This is a genomic window from Cedecea sp. NFIX57 (assembly GCF_900177785.1).
GTDB lineage: Bacteria > Pseudomonadota > Gammaproteobacteria > Enterobacterales > Enterobacteriaceae > Cedecea > Cedecea neteri_C.
The window spans coordinates 67,732-86,381 of the sequence record NZ_FXAS01000012.1 but is presented as its reverse complement, the minus strand read 5'-3'; the positions used below and the strand labels follow the sequence as shown (position 1 = coordinate 86,381).

17 protein-coding genes and 1 other annotated feature are annotated in these 18,650 nt (G+C 53.5%); of the genes, 4 read left to right on the top strand and 13 right to left on the bottom strand.

The window, feature by feature from the left end; translation table 11 throughout:
- Window positions 1–4: 4 nt before the first annotated feature.
- The 3 genes from nhaA to dnaK form a co-directional block, all read right to left on the bottom strand.
- Complete coding sequence (gene nhaA / locus B9Y90_RS12340; RefSeq protein WP_085541386.1) at window positions 5–1,177, bottom strand: Na+/H+ antiporter NhaA; 1,173 nt, start codon at window positions 1,175–1,177, stop codon at window positions 5–7.
- Between the two features lie 198 nt (window positions 1,178–1,375).
- On the bottom strand, window positions 1,376–2,509 hold the full coding sequence (dnaJ, locus tag B9Y90_RS12335; protein WP_085541385.1) for a molecular chaperone DnaJ: 1,134 nt from the start codon (window positions 2,507–2,509) through the stop codon (window positions 1,376–1,378).
- 84 nt (window positions 2,510–2,593) lie between these two features.
- Window positions 2,594–4,516, bottom strand: coding sequence for a molecular chaperone DnaK (dnaK, locus tag B9Y90_RS12330; RefSeq protein WP_085541384.1), 1,923 nt, complete (start codon window positions 4,514–4,516; stop codon window positions 2,594–2,596).
- A gap of 297 nt (window positions 4,517–4,813) precedes the next feature.
- On the opposite strand from dnaK, the gene satP reads away from it, so the two are divergent.
- A complete protein-coding gene (gene satP, locus B9Y90_RS12325) occupies window positions 4,814–5,380 on the top strand; it encodes an acetate uptake transporter (protein ID WP_008461687.1) in 567 nt (188 codons plus the stop codon).
- Between the two features lie 51 nt (window positions 5,381–5,431).
- Here the strand turns inward: satP and B9Y90_RS12320 are convergent, their stop codons facing one another.
- From B9Y90_RS12320 to tal, 3 genes are all read right to left on the bottom strand, one after another.
- Window positions 5,432–6,742: an MFS transporter gene (locus tag B9Y90_RS12320; RefSeq protein WP_085541383.1), complete on the bottom strand. Its 1,311-nt coding sequence runs from the start codon at window positions 6,740–6,742 to the stop codon at window positions 5,432–5,434.
- A gap of 125 nt (window positions 6,743–6,867) precedes the next feature.
- Entirely contained in the window at window positions 6,868–7,455 is a 588-nt protein-coding gene (gene mog / locus B9Y90_RS12315; RefSeq protein ID WP_085541382.1) for a molybdopterin adenylyltransferase, read from the bottom strand.
- 109 nt (window positions 7,456–7,564) lie between these two features.
- Entirely contained in the window at window positions 7,565–8,518 is a 954-nt protein-coding gene (tal, locus tag B9Y90_RS12310) for a transaldolase (protein ID WP_039290154.1), read from the bottom strand.
- Window positions 8,519–8,735: 217 nt separating this feature from the next.
- On the opposite strand from tal, the gene B9Y90_RS12305 reads away from it, so the two are divergent.
- Together B9Y90_RS12305 and yaaA are read left to right on the top strand one after the other, a co-directional pair.
- Window positions 8,736–10,175: an alanine/glycine:cation symporter family protein gene (locus B9Y90_RS12305; protein WP_085541381.1), complete on the top strand. Its 1,440-nt coding sequence runs from the start codon at window positions 8,736–8,738 to the stop codon at window positions 10,173–10,175.
- A 72-nt stretch (window positions 10,176–10,247) separates the two neighbouring features.
- On the top strand, window positions 10,248–11,021 hold the full coding sequence (yaaA, locus tag B9Y90_RS12300) for a peroxide stress protein YaaA (protein WP_085541380.1): 774 nt from the start codon (window positions 10,248–10,250) through the stop codon (window positions 11,019–11,021).
- Between the two features lie 46 nt (window positions 11,022–11,067).
- On the opposite strand, the gene B9Y90_RS12295 is transcribed toward yaaA, so the two are convergent.
- The 7 genes from B9Y90_RS12295 to yjjY form a co-directional block, all read right to left on the bottom strand.
- Entirely contained in the window at window positions 11,068–11,328 is a 261-nt protein-coding gene (locus tag B9Y90_RS12295; protein ID WP_085541379.1) for a DUF2502 domain-containing protein, read from the bottom strand.
- A gap of 212 nt (window positions 11,329–11,540) precedes the next feature.
- A complete protein-coding gene (gene thrC, locus B9Y90_RS12290; RefSeq protein ID WP_008461670.1) occupies window positions 11,541–12,827 on the bottom strand; it encodes a threonine synthase in 1,287 nt (428 codons plus the stop codon).
- A 3-nt stretch (window positions 12,828–12,830) separates the two neighbouring features.
- A complete protein-coding gene (thrB, locus tag B9Y90_RS12285) occupies window positions 12,831–13,760 on the bottom strand; it encodes a homoserine kinase (protein WP_008461668.1) in 930 nt (309 codons plus the stop codon).
- Between the two features lies 1 nt (window position 13,761).
- Complete coding sequence (thrA, locus tag B9Y90_RS12280) at window positions 13,762–16,224, bottom strand: bifunctional aspartate kinase/homoserine dehydrogenase I (RefSeq protein WP_039290138.1); 2,463 nt, start codon at window positions 16,222–16,224, stop codon at window positions 13,762–13,764.
- 25 nt (window positions 16,225–16,249) lie between these two features.
- Window positions 16,250–16,367, bottom strand: a sequence feature (Thr leader region).
- Entirely contained in the window at window positions 16,306–16,374 is a 69-nt protein-coding gene (thrL, locus tag B9Y90_RS12275; protein WP_071530522.1) for a thr operon leader peptide, read from the bottom strand. (Overlaps the previous feature by 62 nt.)
- A 197-nt stretch (window positions 16,375–16,571) precedes the next feature.
- A complete protein-coding gene (locus tag B9Y90_RS12270; RefSeq protein ID WP_039290136.1) occupies window positions 16,572–17,258 on the bottom strand; it encodes a tRNA/rRNA methyltransferase in 687 nt (228 codons plus the stop codon).
- Window positions 17,259–17,658: 400 nt separating this feature from the next.
- A complete protein-coding gene (gene yjjY / locus B9Y90_RS26445; protein ID WP_001541509.1) occupies window positions 17,659–17,799 on the bottom strand; it encodes a YjjY family protein in 141 nt (46 codons plus the stop codon).
- Between the two features lie 96 nt (window positions 17,800–17,895).
- Between yjjY and arcA the strand changes: the two genes are divergently transcribed.
- Window positions 17,896–18,612, top strand: a complete 717-nt coding sequence (gene arcA, locus B9Y90_RS12265; RefSeq protein ID WP_008461663.1) for a two-component system response regulator ArcA — start codon at window positions 17,896–17,898, stop codon at window positions 18,610–18,612.
- Window positions 18,613–18,650: the final 38 nt, after the last annotated feature.

Genomic DNA, 18,650 nt, shown 5'->3' with positions numbered 1-18,650 from the left:
AACGTCATGAAGTCGCCTTAGGCAATCGTGCTTTTAGCATCATGAAACCGACGACAGCAGAGAGCAACGATCCCAGGAGTATCCCCAGCTTCGCCCAGGTAATCAGCTCCGCGTCAACGTCGCCAAAGGCCAGCGAAGCGATAAAGATAGACATCGTAAACCCTATGCCACACAGCACGCCTACCGCCATGATATCCCTGAAACTGGTTCCCTCTGGCAGCGAGGCAAGTTTAAACTTGAGCGCCAGCCAGCAGAACAGGCTAATGCCCAGCGGCTTACCGATAAACAAACCGACCATAATCCCCAGCGGCAGAAGCGACGTTAGCCCCTGCACCGTCACTCCGCTGAGAGAAACGCCGGCATTGGCAAAAGCAAACAGCGGCAGAATCAAGAAAGCCACCCACGGATGCAGCACATGCTCCAGATCCTGAGCTGGCGAGCGTCCTTTCTCTTCTTTCAGCGGAATAAAGAACCCAATAATCACGCCCGCAAGCGTGGCATGCACGCCCGACTTCAGTACTGCCGTCCACAATATGACGCCCACCAGAATGTAAACTCCGGTACGGCGCACGTTGAACAGGTTCAGCAATGCCAGTACGACAATAGCTGCCGCCGCAACGCCCAGCGACATCATCGAGAGATCGTGGGTATAAAACAGCGCAATAATTACAATCGCCCCAAGGTCGTCAATGATCGCCAACGCCATCAGGAAGACTTTCAACGCCAGAGGAACACGGTTGCCCAGAAGCGCCAGGATCCCCAAAGCAAACGCGATATCCGTTGCCGCAGGTATCGCCCACCCTTCACGCGTTACAGGATCAGCATAGTTGAAAACCAGATAAAGCAGAGCCGGCACGACCATCCCGCCAAGGGCAGCAATGACCGGGAATGAAGCCTGACGGCGATCGGCCAGTGAGCCAATAACCATTTCCCGCTTCACCTCAAGGCCAATCATCAGGAAGAAAATCGCCATCAGGGCATCATTCACCCACAGCAGCAGATTTTTACTGATATCCAGTGGCCCGATTCTCACTTCAACAGGCGTGGCAAGGAACGCCTCGTAGCCGGCGCTGGTCGCATTCATATTCGCCAGCAGCATTGCCAGCGCGGCGGCAACAATCAAAAAAATACCGCCGGCGGCATCATTCTGAAAAAAACGTTGCAGATTTTTAGTCATTATTTCACCCAACTCTCTAAGTAGAGTATTCATCCTGAACACTAATAGGGTAGCCAGCATAGCGATAATGACACATCGTTAAAAACAGCTTATATTGCAAGTAACGATCGAAAAAACCGATCGATATAAAAAGGCATAAAAAAAACCTGAACCGAATGAAGCAGTTCAGGTTTTTTTAAGCATAACAACAGGAAGAAATTACCGAGTTAAATCATCAAAGAATTTCTTCACGCCGTCGAAGAAGCTCTTCGAGCGCGGGCTGTTGTTCGCCCCGGTAGGGCCGCCGAAGCTCTCTTCCAGGTCACGCAGTAGCTTTTTCTGCTTTTCGTTAAGGCTAACCGGCGTCTCTACAACAACGCGGCACAGCAGATCACCCTGCGCACCGCCGCGCACGGACTTCACGCCTTTACCGCGCATTCTGAACAGCTTGCCGGTTTGCGTTTCGCCCGGAACCTTGAGGTTAACCCGCCCGTCCAGGGTTGGGACTTCAATTTCCCCACCCAGCGCAGCCATTGCGAAGTTGATCGGCACTTCGCAGTACAGGTTATTACCTTCACGTTCGAAGATTGGGTGCTGTTTCACCTGAACCTGAACGTACAGATCGCCTGATGGCGCACCGTGTTCACCCGCTTCGCCTTCGCCAGACAGACGAATACGGTCACCGGTATCCACGCCCGCCGGGATTTTCACCGACAGCGTTTTGGTTTTCTCTACGCGGCCGTGGCCGTGGCAGCTATTGCACGGATCTTTAATGATGGTGCCGCGGCCCTGACAGTGCGGACAGCTTTGCTGCACGGTGAAGAAGCCCTGGCGCATTTGCACCTGGCCCTGTCCGTGGCAGGTTGGACAGGTCTGAGGGGAAGACCCTTTCTTCGCGCCGCTGCCGTGGCAAACTTCGCACTCTTCGAGCGTCGGGATACGGATCTCTTTGGTGACGCCACGAACCGCCTCTTCAAGCGTTAAGTCCATGTTGTAGCGCAAGTCTGCACCACGAGACGCACGCTGACGGCGTCCACCGCCAAAAATGTCGCCAAATACGTCGCCAAAGATATCGCTGAAGTCCGCACCGCCGCCGCCAAAGCCGCTGCCACCGCCCATACCGCCTTGTTCAAACGCAGCATGGCCGTACTGATCGTACGCCGCACGTTTTTGAGCGTCGGTAAGGATTTCGTAGGCTTCTTTGATCTCTTTGAACTTCGCCTCGGCCTCTTTATCGCCCTGGTTACGGTCCGGATGGAACTTCATCGCCAGGCGCTTATAAGCCTTTTTGATTTCACGCTCTTCCGCTGACTTCGGAACGCCTAAAACCTCGTAATAGTCTTTCTTCGCCATCTCTTTTTTCTGCCCTTAACATACGAGCACGGGCGTGGAGTAAACTCCGCGCCCGTGCCAGTTAATTACCCTGCATCAGGGCGATTATTTTTTATCTTTAACTTCTTCGAACTCGGCATCGACAACATCGTCGTCTTTACCGGCGTTAGCGTTGCCTGCATCAGCAGCATTGCCAGCCTGCTGCTCAGCGTGCTGCTGCTGAGCCAGTTCCATCAGCTTCTGGGAAACTTCAGCCAGAGCCTGAATTTTAGCTTCGATGTCCGCTTTATCTTCGCCTTTCAGCGACGCTTCCAGCGCAGTCAGCGCAGACTCAATAGCAGTTTTGTCGTCAGCCGGCAGTTTGTCGCCTGCTTCTTCAACCTGCTTACGGGTGCTGTGCAGCAGATGGTCGCCCTGGTTACGGGTCTGAACCAGCTCTTCGAACTTACGGTCAGCTTCGGCGTTAGCTTCTGCATCACGAACCATTTTCTGGATTTCGTCTTCGTTCAGACCGGAAGATGCCTTGATGGTGATCTTCTGCTCTTTACCGCTGTTTTTGTCTTTTGCAGAAACGTGCAGGATACCGTCAGCATCAATGTCAAAGGTGACTTCGATCTGTGGCATACCGCGCGGTGCCGCGCTGATCCCGTCCAGGTTGAACTGACCCAGTGATTTGTTATCGGATGCACGTTTACGTTCACCCTGAATCACATGGATGGTTACCGCAGACTGGTTGTCTTCAGCGGTAGAGAACACCTGGCTGTGCTTGGTCGGGATGGTGGTGTTTTTGCTGATAAGCGCAGTCATCACGCCACCCATGGTTTCGATACCCAGAGACAGCGGGGTAACGTCCAGCAGCAGTACGTCTTTTACATCACCGGTCAGCACGCCGCCCTGAACCGCTGCACCGATAGCAACAGCTTCATCCGGGTTAACGTCTTTACGTGGCTCTTTACCGAAGAACTCAGCAACTTTTTTCTGCACCATTGGCATACGAGTCTGACCGCCGACCAGGATAACGTCCTGGATATCGGAAACGGACAGGCCAGCATCCTGCAGGGCAACTTTCAGTGGCTCGATAGAACGGTTCACCAGGTCTTCGACCAGGGATTCCAGTTTCGCACGGGTCACTTTGATGTTCATGTGTTTTGGACCGGTCGCGTCTGCAGTGATGTACGGCAGGTTCACGTCGGTCTGCTGTGCAGAAGAAAGCTCGATTTTTGCTTTTTCTGCCGCTTCTTTCAGGCGCTGCATTGCCAGCGGATCGTTACGCAGGTCAATGCCCTGATCTTTCTTAAACTCGTCAACGAGGTAGTTGATCATGCGGCTGTCGAAGTCTTCACCACCCAGGTGGGTATCACCGTTGGTTGCCAGAACTTCGAAGGTTTTCTCGCCGTCAACTTCGTCGATTTCGATAATAGAGATATCGAAAGTACCACCACCAAGGTCGTAAACCGCGATAGTACGGTTGCCAACTTCTTTATCCAGACCGTAAGCCAGTGCGGCAGCGGTTGGTTCGTTGATGATACGTTTCACGTCCAGACCTGCGATACGGCCGGCGTCTTTGGTTGCCTGACGCTGAGCATCGTTAAAGTATGCTGGAACGGTGATAACAGCTTCGGTTACCGGCTCACCCAGGTAATCTTCAGCGGTTTTCTTCATTTTCTTCAGCACTTCAGCAGAGATCTGCGGCGGTGCCATTTTCTGACCTTTTACGTCAATCCATGCGTCGCCGTTGTCAGCGCCGATGATTTTGTAAGGCATGATGGCTTCATCACGCTGCACTTCTTCGTCCTGGAAGCGACGGCCAATCAGGCGTTTAATCGCAAACAGAGTGTTTTGCGGGTTAGTCACTGCCTGACGTTTAGCCGGCTGACCTACCAGGATTTCGCCGTCCTGCGTGTAAGCAATGATAGAAGGCGTGGTGCGGTCGCCCTCGGCGTTCTCCAGCACACGAGCAGTTGTACCATCCATAATCGCGACACAAGAGTTAGTAGTCCCCAGGTCGATACCAATAATTTTACCCATCTAAACGTCTCCACTAAAAATTCGTCATCATGTGGTTGTGAACCTGTTATGCGGGCAAAAGCGTCTGTTTCAACTGCCCGAAGCGTTTTTTTTCAGGTCCGCCAACTGCGGTTGCATACAAGATGGGGTCGCAACGCTTTCCATCAAGGGGCAGGTGAAAAAAAATTTTCCGCTTTCCCCCCGCTCAGATCATAGACGGCGACGTGCTGCCTGATTATTATGCCGCGCCCGCAACCGGACTCCCGGCTGCGGGGCCTTAATTAACACTACATTTCAGATGAATTTTTCAGAGGAACTATGGGCAACACTAAGTTGGCTAATCCAGCTCCCCTGGGCTTAATGGGCTTCGGCATGACCACCATTTTGCTCAACCTGCATAACGCAGGTATTTTTGGTTTTGACGTTACTATCCTCGCGATGGGGATTTTCTACGGCGGTATCGCGCAAATCTTCGCGGGCCTGCTGGAGTTTAAAAAAGGGAACACTTTCGGTTTAACCGCCTTCACCTCCTACGGCTCTTTCTGGCTGACGCTGGTGGCGATTCTGCTGATGCCTAAGATGGGCCTTAGCGATGCGGCCAACGGTCACTTCCTTGGCGCGTACCTGGGCCTGTGGGGTGTATTCACCCTGTTCATGTTCTTCGGTACTCTGAAAGCACCACGTATGCTGCAGTTCGTCTTTGCCAGCCTGACCGTGCTGTTTGCCCTGCTGGCAATTGGCCACCTGGCAGATAACGAAGGTATGGTGAAAGTCGCGGGCTGGATTGGCCTGGTGTGTGGCGCAAGCGCTATCTACCTGGCGATGGGTGAAGTGCTGAACGAGCAGTTTGGCCGCACCGTGCTGCCGATCGGCGAAAAGCACTAATCTTCCTTTAGCGGAAAGCAAAACGCGGAGCCTTGCTCCGCGTTTTTTTATTCAGGAAGGCGTCAGAGCCCCTTCTTCTATCTTATCCTGATGATGAATATCCTTTCTCAGCCAAATCCCCATCACCAAACCCACGATAGCAAGCGCCAACACATACCAGGCCGGGGCCATCGGCGAAACGCCCATTAGCATTGTGACCGCAATCGGCGTCAGGCCGCCAAAAATGGCATAGGACAGGTTGTAAGAAAACGAAATTCCGGTGAATCGCACCTGCGCCGGGAAGGCTCGCACCATAACAAATGGCACCGCGCCAACCACCCCCACGCTCAGCCCAACCAGGCCATAGAGCAAGAAGAGATGTTCCGGATGCGTCCCACTCAGGTGATAAAACATCCAGCTACAGATGGCGAGCAAGACGCTGCCGACGGTAAAGGTTTTCCCTGAGCCAAAGCGGTCAGCCGCCAGTCCTGCCAGCAGACAACCCACGCACAGCATAATCGTGGCAATACTGTTTGCCTGCAGCGTTAAGGCAGGCGCGATCCCATGCTGTTTTTGCAGCCAAATCGGTGACATCAAAATCACCACCACGATGCAGGCGGAGAGCAGCCAGGTCAGCAGCATAGAGACAACCACTGCTTTTTTATGCCCAACCACTACTGACTTAAGCGGCAGCTCCTCAGCCAACGCTTTACGCTGCTGCATTTCGAGGAAGATTGGCGTTTCACGCAACCAGCGGCGAAGATACATCGCCACCAGGCCAAAAATCCCGCCAAGGAAGAAAGGAATGCGCCAGCCGCCATCATGAATCGCCTGCTGGGTCATGGAAGTATTAATAATGGTTGCCACCACGGAGCCCAACAGAATCCCGACGGTCAGACCCATCGTCAAAATGCCGCAGGCAATACCAATCCGCTTATCCGGCACATGCTCAGAGACAAACACCCAGGCGCCCGGCACTTCGCCGCCGATTGCCGCCCCCTGCAGAATACGCATCAGCAACAGCAACAACGGAGCCGCAATGCCTAACGAGGCATACGTTGGCAGCAAACCAATGGCCAGCGTCGGTACCGCCATCAGCAGAATGCTGAGGGTAAACATCTTTTTGCGGCCGACCAGATCGCCAAAGTGCGCCATCACAACCCCGCCCAGTGGGCGCACAAGATAACCGGCCGCGAAAATAGCGAATGTCTGCACCTGGCGCAGCCACTCCGGGATATCAGCCGGGAAGAAGAGCTCTCCCAGCACTGCCGCAAAGAAGACGAAGATAATGAAGTCGTAGAATTCGAGGGCGCCGCCGAGGGCAGCAAGCGTCAGGGTTTTATAATCCTGCCGGTTAAGAGGTCTGGCGTGCTGTTTTGACATAGGGGACCGCTTGTAAAGAGGAGTGTTAATTATTTTTTCCGTTTAGCTGTAAAGCCAGAGTTACTATAACGGTAAAATGTTCACACTCCATACCAATTCGATCTTATGTCACAAAAGCTAATTATTCAGGGTTTTGTCTCGCGACGAGCACTTTTAGGACGGAAAGCTGCTACCACATGGTCATGCGTTTCAACATAAGGCCCATCCAGCAACTGTATACAATACGGTACACTTGCAAAAATCCCCGGCACCACAACCTTGCCGGTTTCATCTTTCACGCCTTCCAGCGTTTCCTGAATAGATTTTGGCTGCCCCGGAAGGTTGAGGATCAAGGCCTGTTTACGAATGACGCCTACCTGACGAGAAAGGATCGCCGTCGGGACAAAATGCAGGCTGATCTGACGCATCTGTTCGCCAAAGCCGGGCATTAAACGATCGGCAACGGCAAGCGTAGCATCCGGCGTTACGTCACGACGCGCCGGCCCGGTCCCACCGGTTGTCAGCACCAAATGGCAGGCCATTTCATCCACTAGCTCGCAGAGCGCTTGTTCAATGATGGATTGTTCGTCAGGGATCAGACGGGTTTCTATCTTAAAAGGTGTTGTCAGCGTCTGTTCGAGCCACTCTTGCAGCGCAGGAATGCCTTTATCCTGATAAACGCCGCTGGAAGCGCGGTCTGAAATGGACACAAGTCCAATGCGTAAGGTATTCATATCAATCCCGGAAATCAGCAAGTCTGAGAGGAATGATACACGGGGAAAGGCGTTGCAGACAGGGAAAGCGGTGAAAAGCGTGGCCGACGCAAGCCGGCCACGAGAATGATTACAGCAGATCGCCGATCATTTTTTCCAGTTTTTCCTGGTCGATTGCAAACTTACGGATACCGTCCGCCAGTTTGTCTACGGCCATTGGATCCTGGTTGTGCTGCCACAGGAACTGAGACTCGGTGATGCGCTCAGGACGCGCTTTCACTTCGCCGGTGTAGCTCAGCTTACGCTCGATGGTACCTTCGCTTTCTGCCAGCTCTTTTAGCAGCGCAGGAGCAATGGTCAGGCGGTCGCAGCCAGCCAGCTCGATGATTTCACCGACGTTACGGAAGCTTGCGCCCATCACCACGGTTTCATAACCGTGCTGCTTGTAGTACTGGTAGATTTCGGTCACGGAAACCACGCCTGGATCTTCCTGCGGCGCGTACTCTTTCTTGTCGGTGTTAGCTTTGTACCAGTCAAGGATACGGCCAACAAACGGAGAAATCAGGAACACGCCAGCTTCAGCACAGGCACGAGCCTGAGCGAAGGAGAACAGCAGGGTCAGGTTACAGTTGATGCCTTCTTTTTCCAGCTGCTCTGCAGCGCGGATGCCCTGCCAGGTAGAAGCCAGTTTAATCAGGATGCGATCGTTGCTGATGCCCGCGTCGTTGTAGAGCTTGATCAGGTGTTTGGCTTTCGCGATGCTGGCTTCGGTGTCATAGGACAGGCGAGCATCCACTTCGGTAGAGATACGGCCAGGGATCAGCTTCAGAATTTCCAGGCCGATGTTTACAGCCAGCTTGTCGGAAGCGTCAACCACCTGCTGAGCGCGATCGTTGCTCTGGCTACGAGCCCAGGTAATCGCTTCGTCGATCAGTTTACGGTACTCAGGGATCTGTGCAGCGTTAAGGATCAGAGAAGGGTTGGTAGTAGCATCTTGCGGCTGGTACAGCTTCATCGCCGCGATATCTCCGGTGTCAGCAACCACGGTGGTCAGTTGACGCAAAGAAGTCAATTTATCCGTCATAATGAGTGTTTCTCTTCAGGTGTAGCTTGTTAGGGAGATGTAACCGGTCTGGCTTGATGATATCACGCCGCCCATCAGGTGCAACCGCGACAAGTGCTGTCCGTCCAGTGGGCGAGAATATGCTAAACTCGACCGCCAATTTATCTGTAACGTAATGGATTGCATGGCCCGGGCTCGTCAACCTCGCCGCCATCACGCATTAACAAGAGGGACGTTAATGACAGATTTTTTATTATTTATCAACGAGGTGCTTTGGGGCTCGGTCCTGCTTTGGCTGCTGATTGGCGCGGGCATCTGGTTCACCTTCCGCAGCGGCTTCGTCCAGTTCCGTTACTTTACCCGGCTGCGCCTTTTCCTGCGCAACAGCGACTCGCCGGATCCTTCCGGAATATCCTCATTCCAGGCTCTTTGCACCAGCCTTGCCGCGCGCGTCGGCAGCGGTAACCTTGCGGGCATTGCGCTGGCCATCTCAGCTGGTGGCCCCGGATCGGTGTTCTGGATGTGGGTTGCCGCCGTGCTCAGCATGGCCACCGCCTTCGCAGAATGCTCCCTCGCCCAGCTCTATAAAACCCGCGACAAAGAAGGAAACTATCGCGGCGGCCCGGCCTGGTATATGGAACGCGGGCTTGGTATGCGCTGGATGGGCGTGCTGTTTTCCGTCTTTTTGATCGTTGCCTTCGGCATGGTGTTCAACGCCGTACAGGCCAACTCAATTGCGATTGCCACTCACTACGCGTTTGATGTGCCGAAAATCTGGGTGGGCCTTTTCCTGGTGACTGTTACCGCGCTAGTCATCTGGCGAGGAATGCGGACCATTGCTCGCCTCTCCCAGTGGCTGGTGCCGCTGATGGCCTTACTCTGGGTATGCATGAGCCTGTATGTTGTGGGGCTGCACATTGAACGTTTCCCCGAAGTCATCAGGCTGATTTTCAGCCACGCCTTTGGCTGGCACGAAGCCGCTTCGGGCGCGCTGGGTTATACCGTCAGCCAGGCCATCACCAATGGCTTCCAGCGCGGGATGTTTTCTAACGAAGCGGGCATGGGTTCCACACCAAATGCCGCCGCAGCCGCTGCCGCATGGCCTCCACACCCGGCAACTCAGGGCGTGGTGCAAATGTTTGGGGTGTTAATTGATACAGCAATCATCTGCACCGCGACAGCCGCCATTGTGCTGATGTCCGGCATGATGGACGGCATTGAAACGTCACGCAGCGGCATTATTCTGGTTCAACAGGCGCTCAGCTCAGCCGTGGGCGACTGGGGCAGCGGCTTTATCGTGGTGATCGTTTTCCTGTTCGCCTTCACGTCTATCATGGCGAATTACACCTACGCCGAGAACAATTTGTTGTTCCTGAACCAGGACAGCCGCGCGCTGAAATTTTTACTGCGCTTTATGGTACTCGCCATGGTGATGTTCGGAACTCAGGCTGCGCTGCCGCTGGTCTGGCAGTTGGCAGACGTGGCGATGGCGATTATGGCGATAACCAATATCACGGCGATCCTGCTGCTTTCACCGGTGGTGAAAGCGATAGCAGCAGATTATCTTCGCCAGCAAAAGCTGGGCATATCGCCTATTTTCAATCCCAACCGTTTCCCGGAGATTAAGAACCAGCTGGCGCCCGGCGTTTGGGACAGAGACGTGGAAAAAAAACCTTAGCTGATTGCAGCCATAGGCCGCGACAGGCGGGAAATTTGCTAAAGTAACGGCCAAACTATGCAAGGAGTGGACATGCTAATTCTTATCTCACCTGCCAAGACGCTGGATTACCAAAGCGAGCTGCCGACGGACCGCTATACACAGCCGGAACTGTTGGAATATTCACAGCAGTTAATCGGCGTTGCCCGCAAACTAAGCGCCCCGCAAATTGCTTCCCTGATGAGCATCAGCGATAAGCTGGCCTCTCTGAACGAAACCCGTTTCCACGAGTGGCACCCGGCATTTACGCCACAAAACGCGCGTCCGGCTATTCTCGCCTTTAAAGGCGATGTTTATACCGGCCTGCAGGCCGAAGAGTTTAGCGAGGCAGACTTTGATTTTGCCCAGCAGCACCTGCGTATGCTTTCCGGGTTGTACGGCGTGCTGCGTCCGCTGGATTTAATGCAACCTTACCGGCTGGAAATGGGAATTCGCCTGGAAAACCCGAAGGGCAAAGATCTGTATCACTTCTGGGGCGAGACAATTACCGACAAGCTGAATCAGGTGCTGGCCACCCAGGGCGACAATATCGTGGTCAACCTGGCGTCTGATGAATACTTTAAAGCGGTGAAGCCGAAGAAGCTGAACGCGGAGATCATCAAGCCCGTTTTCCTCGATGAAAAGAACGGCAAATTTAAAGTCATCAGCTTCTATGCGAAAAAAGCACGTGGGCTAATGAGCCGCTACATCATTGAGAATCGCCTGACGAAGCCAGAACAACTGAAAGCGTTTAATACCGACGGCTATTTCTTTGATGAAGAAGCATCACAGAAAAACGAACTGGTGTTTAAGCGCCACGAGCAATAAAAAAACGCCAGCATTAAGCTGGCGTTTTACTGTGAACTAGCGTGGGTTATCTATCCCAGCGATTATCGTGATGATCCCGTGGCGGGCCATCGAATCTTGCATGCCGCTGCCAGCGATGTTCACGCCACTCATAGTGCCTTGCCCACCAGTCGTGGTCTCGCCAGTAACGACCGTCCCAATAGCGCCCGTGGTTGTCCTGATCGCCAAAGTGCAGCGTCACGGCGGGCACCAGCGTGATTTCTCCCGCCTGTACCGCCAGCGGCGTCACCACCAGCAGGGACAACGCCAGAAAAATGGATTTCAACATAGCTTGCTCCTTACTTCTTAAGCCGGCCCAGTGGGCCCGTTAAGATGAGCTTATGTCGGAAATCACGCCCGCGTTATTCTCCGCAATCCTAATCTCTAAGCATCCGCATTTTATGGGAATTTCTCCTTTTTTCCTGCTAAATGCCTGCTTATTTTCTCCCTGATTTACAGGAAAAAACGCCCCAGTTCGACAAGCAAAATGGGGCTTCAGAATTACGCTTTAACCATCATGAACTTACGCAGTTCGGCAAAATCAGCCGGGAGATTGTGGGACAGCAGCGGCAGATCTGCGCGGGACGCCAGTTCTTCCGGCAGAGGCAGCGCTTCCCCCAGAATCTCTTCCACGCTCTCTTTAAACTTCGCCGGATGCGCGGTGCCCAGGAACAGCCCAAACTCACCTGGCTGCAGCTGGTCGCGCAGAGCGCGGTAAGCAATCGCCGCGTGCGGTTCAGAAACGTAGCCAATTGCCTTCAGCTCGCGCATCGTATCTTTGGTGGTTTCGTCGGTCACGGCAGCATAGCCAAGGTCGGTCAGGCGCCAAATTTTGCGGCGGAAAAGCTCTTCCACGCGCGGCCAGTTGTTCGGCTGGCTAACATCCATGGCGTTGGACAGCGTGGCCACGGTCGCTTTAGGCGCCCACTGGCCTTCAGCCAGGAAACGCGGAACGGTGTCGTTGGCATTGGTCGCCGCAATAAAGCGCTTAATCGGCAGGCCAAGAGATTTTGCCAGCAGGCCAGCCGTCAGGTCGCCAAAGTTACCGCTCGGTACGGAGACCACCAGCTGATTACGGGCTTCCTGCGGCAATTGAGCTACCGCTTCGAAGTAGTAGCAGATCTGCGCCAGCAGGCGGCTGATGTTAATGGAGTTTGCCGAGTTTAACCCCAGCGCCACCTTCAGCTCTTCATCATCAAATGCCTGTTTCACCAGCGCCTGGCAGGCATCAAAATCACCGTCAATTGCAACGGTTTCGATATTCCCACCGAGGGTACAGAACAGTTTTTCCTGCAGCGGACTGATTTTGCCACGCGGATAAAGAATAACGACGCGCACATTCTTAAGGCCGTAAAACGCATGAGCCACCGCCGCACCGGTATCGCCGGATGTTGCCGTCAGAATGGTCACAGGCTTGTCGCCGCTGATGTGGGTCAGCATCTGCGCCATAAAGCGCCCGCCAAAGTCTTTAAACGCCAGTGTTGGGCCGTGGAACAGTTCCAGGCAACCCACATCCGGTTCAACCATGTTCACCGGTGCAGGGAACGCGAAGGCCGCACGCACGCGCTCTTCCAGAATCTCCTGCGGGATCTCATCCCCGATAAATGCGGACAAAATTTTGCTGCTACGGCTGACAAAGTCCATCTCCAGCATGGCGTCGATTTCAGTCAGTTCAAACTCAGGCAGGTCATGCGGGAAAAACAGGCCCTGCTGTTTGCCCAGCCCCTGGGTAACCGCCTGTGCAAAGGAGACCTGCTCGTTGTGATCTTTAAGGTTGTACAGTTTCATGTCTTATCCCAAAACTCGTGCGCCAGCCGTATCCAGACGGCAAATATGTACAAAACCTTCCTGGTTCTGCAAATAATGTTGGCTGAGCCAGTCAGCCACGCGCTGCGCGGTATCGGTGTTATCGCACAGTGCAAATAAGGTCGGGCCGGAACCCGAAATCCCGCTAGCCAGCGCGCCGATATCCGCCACGGCTTTACGGGACTCATCAAACTTCGGCAGCAGTTTGGCGCGGTATGGTTCAGCAATCACATCCTTCATCAGCTTCGCCGCGAGCGCAGGCTGGCGGGTATGACAGGCATGAATAAAACCGGCCAGATGGCGACCGTGGCTAATACAGTCCTGGCGGCGGTATTGGGCAGGTAAAATCGCACGCGCTTCGGCGGTTGAAACCTTAATGCCCGGATACGCCAGCACCCAAAGCCACTCATCAAAGCCTGGCACCTGCTGGCTGATGATGCCGTTTTCTTCGATCATCAGTTGCATGCCGCCCAGGAAACAAGGCGCAACGTTATCGTAATGAATGCTGCCGGAAATACGTCCTTCCAGCTCGCCCATTAGCGCCAGCAGGCGTGTATCGCTCAACGGCTTACCGCAAAATTCATTCATCGCCATCAGGCCAGCCACCACCGAACAGGCACTGGACCCCAGCCCGGAGCCGATGGGCATATTTTTCTCAAGCGTCATCGCCACAGGAATAGTCTTGCCAATCTCCTGGCAGAAACGCTCCCAGCACTGATAAACAATGTTCTCGCGTGGTTCATCCGGCAGCTTACTGGCGAACCGTCCAAGGTTGGTCAGGCTGAAGCTGTCTGCCGCTTCAACCGTGACGTAATCCCCCAAATGTGAGCCATCAACCGGCGAGACCGCCGCACCCAGCACATCAAAGCCGACGCTCATATTGGCGCTGGAAGCCGGGGCATATACTTTAACCATCTTAAACTCCTAACTTCCATGACAGGGTGCGAAGCAGATCCGCGAAGACACCGGCGGCGGTAACATCGTTGCCCGCCCCGTAGCCACGCAATACCAGCGGCAGCGGTTGATAATAGTGGCTGTAGAAGGCCAGGGCATTTTCGCCGTTCTTCACCTTATACAGCGGATCGTTGCCATCTACGGCGTCGATTTTCACTTTGCAGCTGCCGTCTTCTTCAATAATGCCGACGTAACGTAGCACTTTCCCATCGTCACGCGCCTTCCTCACACGAGCCGTAAACTCATCATCCAACTGAGGAAGGCGTGCCATAAAAGACTCGACGTCTCCGCTCGCATCAAAATTTTCCGGAAGTACGGATTCGATTTCGATATCCGAAAGTTCCAAATCGCTCCCGGTCTCACGCGCCAGGATCAACAGCTTACGCGCCACGTCCATACCGGAAAGATCGTCACGCGGATCCGGTTCGGTATATCCCATTTCGCGCGCAGTGCTGGTCGCCAGCGAGAAGCTCATTCCCTCATCCAGCTTCCCGAAGATGTAAGAAAGCGACCCGGAAAGAATGCCGGAGAAACGCTGCAGCTCATCGCCCGCATTCAGCAGGTTTTGCAGGTTTTCTATCACCGGCAGCCCCGCCCCCACGTTGGTGTCATAGAGGAACTTGCGGCGCGAACTCTCCGCGGCATTACGCAGCTGGTGGTAATAATTCATGCTCGAGGTGTTGGCCTTTTTGTTTGGCGTCACCACGTGGAAACCTTCGCTCAGGAAATCAGCGTACTGGTCCGCCACCGCCTGGCTGGAGGTACAGTCCACAATCACCGGGTTCAGCAGATGATACTCTTTCACCAGGCGGATCAAACGGCCAAGGTTGAACGGCTCTTTGGCCTGCTCCAGCGCCTGCTGCCAGTTTTCGAGATCAAGGCCATGCACGTTAGTCAGCAGGGCTTTAGAATTCGCCACGCCGCAAACGCGCAAATCGATATGCTTCTCCTTCAGCCACGCCTGTTGGCGTTTAACCTGCTCCAGCAGAGCCGCGCCCACGCCGCCAACACCCACCAGGAACAGCTCAATAACCTGATCGGTGTTAAACAGCATCTGGTGAGTCACACGCACGCCGGTCACAGCATCGTCGTTATTGACCACAACGGAGATAGAGCGCTCGGAGGAGCCCTGCGCAATAGCAATAATGTTGATATTCGCGCGAGCCAGGGCAGCAAAGAACTTGGCGGAGATACCGCGCAGCGTTTTCATACCGTCGCCTACGACAGAGATAACCGCCAGGCGTTCAGTCACCGCCAGCGGCTCCAGCAGCTCTTCTTTCAGTTCGAGATAGAATTCGTCTTCCATCGCCTTGCGAGCGCGGCCGCAATCAGCCTGCGGAACGCAGAAGCTGATGCTGTACTCGGAGGAGGACTGGGTGATCAACACCACGGAAATTCCGGCACGGGACATGGCGGCAAACACTCGAGCGGCCATGCCGACCATGCCTTTCATGCCTGGGCCTGAAACACTGAACATTGCCATGTTGTTCAGGTTAGTGATGCCTTTCACCGGCAGCCCTTCGTCATCGCTCTTGTCACCAATGAGCGTACCTGGCGCCTGCGGATTTCCGGTATTTTTAATCAGGCAAGGGATCTGGAACTGGGCAATCGGGGTGATGGTGCGCGGGTGAAGCACTTTGGCGCCGAAGTAGGAAAGCTCCATCGCTTCCTGGTAAGACATCGACTTCAGCAGTCGGGCATCAGGGACCTGGCGTGGGTCGCAGGTATAAACGCCGTCGACGTCAGTCCAGATCTCACAACAATCGGCTCGCAGACAGGCAGCCAGTACGGCGGCAGAATAGTCGGAACCGTTCCGGCCCAGAACAACCAGCTCGCCTTTGTCGTTCCCGGCGGTAAACCCGGCCATCAGGATCATGTGATCTTCAGGAATGCGGCTAGCGGCAATACGGCGGGTCGACTCTGCGATATCCACGCTGGAATCCAGGTAATGCCCCACCGCCAGCAGCTTCTCAACCGGATCGATAACGGTCACCTGGTAGCCGCGAGCCTGCAGCACGCCCGACATAATAGCGATAGACAGCTTCTCGCCCCGGCAAATGATCGCCGCATTGATGCTGTCCGGGCACTGGCCCAGCAGGCTGATGCCGTGCAGAACATGCTTAAGCTGGGCAAACTCCTGATTCACTAACCCTTTCAGTTCAGCCAGCGGAAATCCCGGCTGTGCCTCTGCCAGACCATTCAGCAGTTCAGCAAAAATACGTTCTGCGTCGCTGATATTCGGCACAGCGTCCTGGCCCCCGATGGTTTTCTCAATCATCGCCACAAGGTGGTTAGTAATTTTTGCCGGAGCAGACAGCACGGTCGCCACCTGCCCCTGTTTGGCATTACTTTCCAGGATATCGGCAACGCGAAGGAAACGCTCCGCATTTGCCACCGAAGTACCGCCGAATTTCAACACTCGCATTGTTGTGACCCCTTGATTTTTTCCCGAAAAAAAAGCCCGCACTGTTTAGGTGCGGGCTTTTTTCATTTTTACCTGTATGCGTCAGCCCGCACCGTTACCTGTGGTAATGGTGGTTGTGATAATTGTGGTAATCAGGCTGAAGCGAAACATGGATGTTGTGTGCTCTAAATTTGTAATAGCTCTATTGGTTAAAGCAATCCCTTTACCAAGTCAATTTTTTTTAGTTCTGTCACAAAAAATCGCCTTGCCCGGTCGCGCTGAAAAAACCACTAAAAATGACAGTAAAAGAGCAGAAATAGCGCAATAAGTTAGATGAACGTCTCAAAAAAGAGAAATTCAAAAACATTTCATTCTGGCAATTTTTTTTCGATGTCATGAAGCAAACGGTGAAGCATTGCCGTGTCTCTGTGCTCCAGCAGGCCCAAACGTTGCTGAACCCAATCGACCATTTTTTGGTCGTCAGCAACCTCAAGGCGATGCAAAAGCGCCGCCATTCGCAAACGCAGCGCATTCAACTGTTGCCCGTCAACGGCCACGTTTTCCACAGGCGGTTGCTGCATCAAAGCGGAAAGCTGGTAGCAATAAACCATCACGGCCTGCCCCAGGTTAAGCGACGGGTAATCCGCAACCATCGGCACGCCGGTTAAAACATCCGCCAGCTCCAGCTCTTCGTTAGTCAGCCCGGAATCTTCACGGCCAAAAACCAACGCCGCACATCCTACCCACTGGCGCTTTTCTTCAAGCATTGGCACCAGTTGTTGCGGCGTCGCGTAGTAATGAAACTTCGCCCGGCTGCGGGCCGTTGTGGCGATAGAAAAATCCACGTCACTCAAGGCATCCGCGAGCGTGTCGAAGTGGTGAATCCCATCAAGGATATCGCCCGCGCCATGCGCCACCCAGCGCGCGGCGGGTTGGAGATGCGCATCACTGGCAACGATCCTCATCTCCGTAAACCCCATGGTCTTCATCGCCCGGGCCGCGGCCCCGACGTTCTCTGCTCTGGCCGGTGAAACCAGGATAATTGGCAAACGCATTGGAACTCTCTTCTAAAATTCGTTAAAACGTGCGAAGTGATGCACAAATTTGGATAATACGCATCGCAAATTTACTTTGTTGCAACATATATTGTGACAGCGGCTTCCGATGGACTTATAACTTAAGCTTATGCTTTTACGTGATTATATACCATGATAGTGGGGTAAACACCGGTTATATCCACTTGTTTAGCATGGTTTATTTTCCGTAAGCTCATTACCGTTGCAGGCCAGATTCAGCTTACTTTTTTAACGCTTTACGATCTTGATTATTAAAAAGTTGTGACAAAAGCTAGCATTGAGCTACGATGATTTAATGAAACTGTTAACGTGCTACAATTGAAATTGATATATGTCAACGAAGCGTAGTTTTATCAGGTGTCTAAGCAGCTCCAGCCTGTTATGTTGCTGTTAAAATGGTTAGGATAACAGCCGTTTTTGACACCGTCGGGTCCAAAGGGAACGTACCCACGACCAAGCTAATGATGTTGTTGACGTTGATGGAAAGTGCATCAAGAACGCAATTACGTACTTTAGTCATGTTAAGCCCGGCATGTTAATTTATGGCATGTAACAGGCAGGTCAGGGACTTTTGTACTTCCTGTTTCGATTTAGTTGGCAATTTTAGGTAGCAAACATGCAGACCCCGCACATTCTTATCGTCGAAGACGAATTAGTAACACGCAACACGCTTAAAAGCATTTTTGAAGCGGAAGGCTATGATGTTTTTGAAGCGACCGATGGCGCAGAGATGCATCAAATCCTTGCCGATAATGACATCAACCTCGTCATTATGGACATCAACCTGCCGGGTAAAAACGGCCTGCTGCTGGCGCGTGAATTGCGCGAACAGGCTAACGTGGCGCTGATGTTCCTGACGGGCCGTGACAACGAAGTAGACAAGATTCTCGGTCTTGAAATCGGTGCGGATGACTACATCACCAAACCTTTCAATCCGCGTGAGCTGACTATTCGTGCACGTAACCTGCTGTCCCGTACCATGAACTTAGGGGCCATCAGCGAAGAACGTCGTTCCGTTGAAAGCTACAAATTCAACGGCTGGGAGCTGGACATCAACAGCCGCTCTCTGGTTAGCCCGAACGGTGAACAGTATAAGCTGCCGCGCAGTGAATTCCGCGCGATGCTGCACTTCTGTGAAAACCCGGGCAAAATTCAGTCTCGTGCTGAGTTGTTGAAGAAAATGACCGGTCGCGAGCTGAAGCCGCATGACCGCACCGTCGATGTGACCATCCGTCGCATTCGTAAACATTTCGAATCCACGCCGGACACGCCTGAAATTATCGCCACCATCCACGGCGAAGGCTACCGTTTCTGCGGCGATCTGCAGGAATAAGCGGTTAGAAATAACGAAAAGGGCTGACATCTGTCAGC

What these genes read in the sequence shown, in the direction of transcription:
- thrA (WP_039290138.1), bottom strand. Translation starts at nt 16,224, where the DNA reads ATGCGAGTGTTGAAATTCGGCGGTACTTCGGTGGCAAATGCGGAGCGT.
- tal (WP_039290154.1), bottom strand. Translation starts at nt 8,518, where the DNA reads ATGACGGATAAATTGACTTCTTTGCGTCAACTGACCACCGTGGTTGCT.
- yaaA (WP_085541380.1), top strand. Translation starts at nt 10,248, where the DNA reads ATGCTAATTCTTATCTCACCTGCCAAGACGCTGGATTACCAAAGCGAG.
- nhaA (WP_085541386.1), bottom strand. Translation starts at nt 1,177, where the DNA reads ATGACTAAAAATCTGCAACGTTTTTTTCAGAATGATGCCGCCGGCGGT.
- satP (WP_008461687.1), top strand. Translation starts at nt 4,814, where the DNA reads ATGGGCAACACTAAGTTGGCTAATCCAGCTCCCCTGGGCTTAATGGGC.
- B9Y90_RS12320 (WP_085541383.1), bottom strand. Translation starts at nt 6,742, where the DNA reads ATGTCAAAACAGCACGCCAGACCTCTTAACCGGCAGGATTATAAAACC.
- arcA (WP_008461663.1), top strand. Translation starts at nt 17,896, where the DNA reads ATGCAGACCCCGCACATTCTTATCGTCGAAGACGAATTAGTAACACGC.
- mog (WP_085541382.1), bottom strand. Translation starts at nt 7,455, where the DNA reads ATGAATACCTTACGCATTGGACTTGTGTCCATTTCAGACCGCGCTTCC.
- dnaK (WP_085541384.1), bottom strand. Translation starts at nt 4,516, where the DNA reads ATGGGTAAAATTATTGGTATCGACCTGGGGACTACTAACTCTTGTGTC.
- thrC (WP_008461670.1), bottom strand. Translation starts at nt 12,827, where the DNA reads ATGAAACTGTACAACCTTAAAGATCACAACGAGCAGGTCTCCTTTGCA.
- thrB (WP_008461668.1), bottom strand. Translation starts at nt 13,760, where the DNA reads ATGGTTAAAGTATATGCCCCGGCTTCCAGCGCCAATATGAGCGTCGGC.
- yjjY (WP_001541509.1), bottom strand. Translation starts at nt 17,799, where the DNA reads ATGACTAAAGTACGTAATTGCGTTCTTGATGCACTTTCCATCAACGTC.
- B9Y90_RS12295 (WP_085541379.1), bottom strand. Translation starts at nt 11,328, where the DNA reads ATGTTGAAATCCATTTTTCTGGCGTTGTCCCTGCTGGTGGTGACGCCG.
- dnaJ (WP_085541385.1), bottom strand. Translation starts at nt 2,509, where the DNA reads ATGGCGAAGAAAGACTATTACGAGGTTTTAGGCGTTCCGAAGTCAGCG.
- B9Y90_RS12270 (WP_039290136.1), bottom strand. Translation starts at nt 17,258, where the DNA reads ATGCGTTTGCCAATTATCCTGGTTTCACCGGCCAGAGCAGAGAACGTC.
- B9Y90_RS12305 (WP_085541381.1), top strand. Translation starts at nt 8,736, where the DNA reads ATGACAGATTTTTTATTATTTATCAACGAGGTGCTTTGGGGCTCGGTC.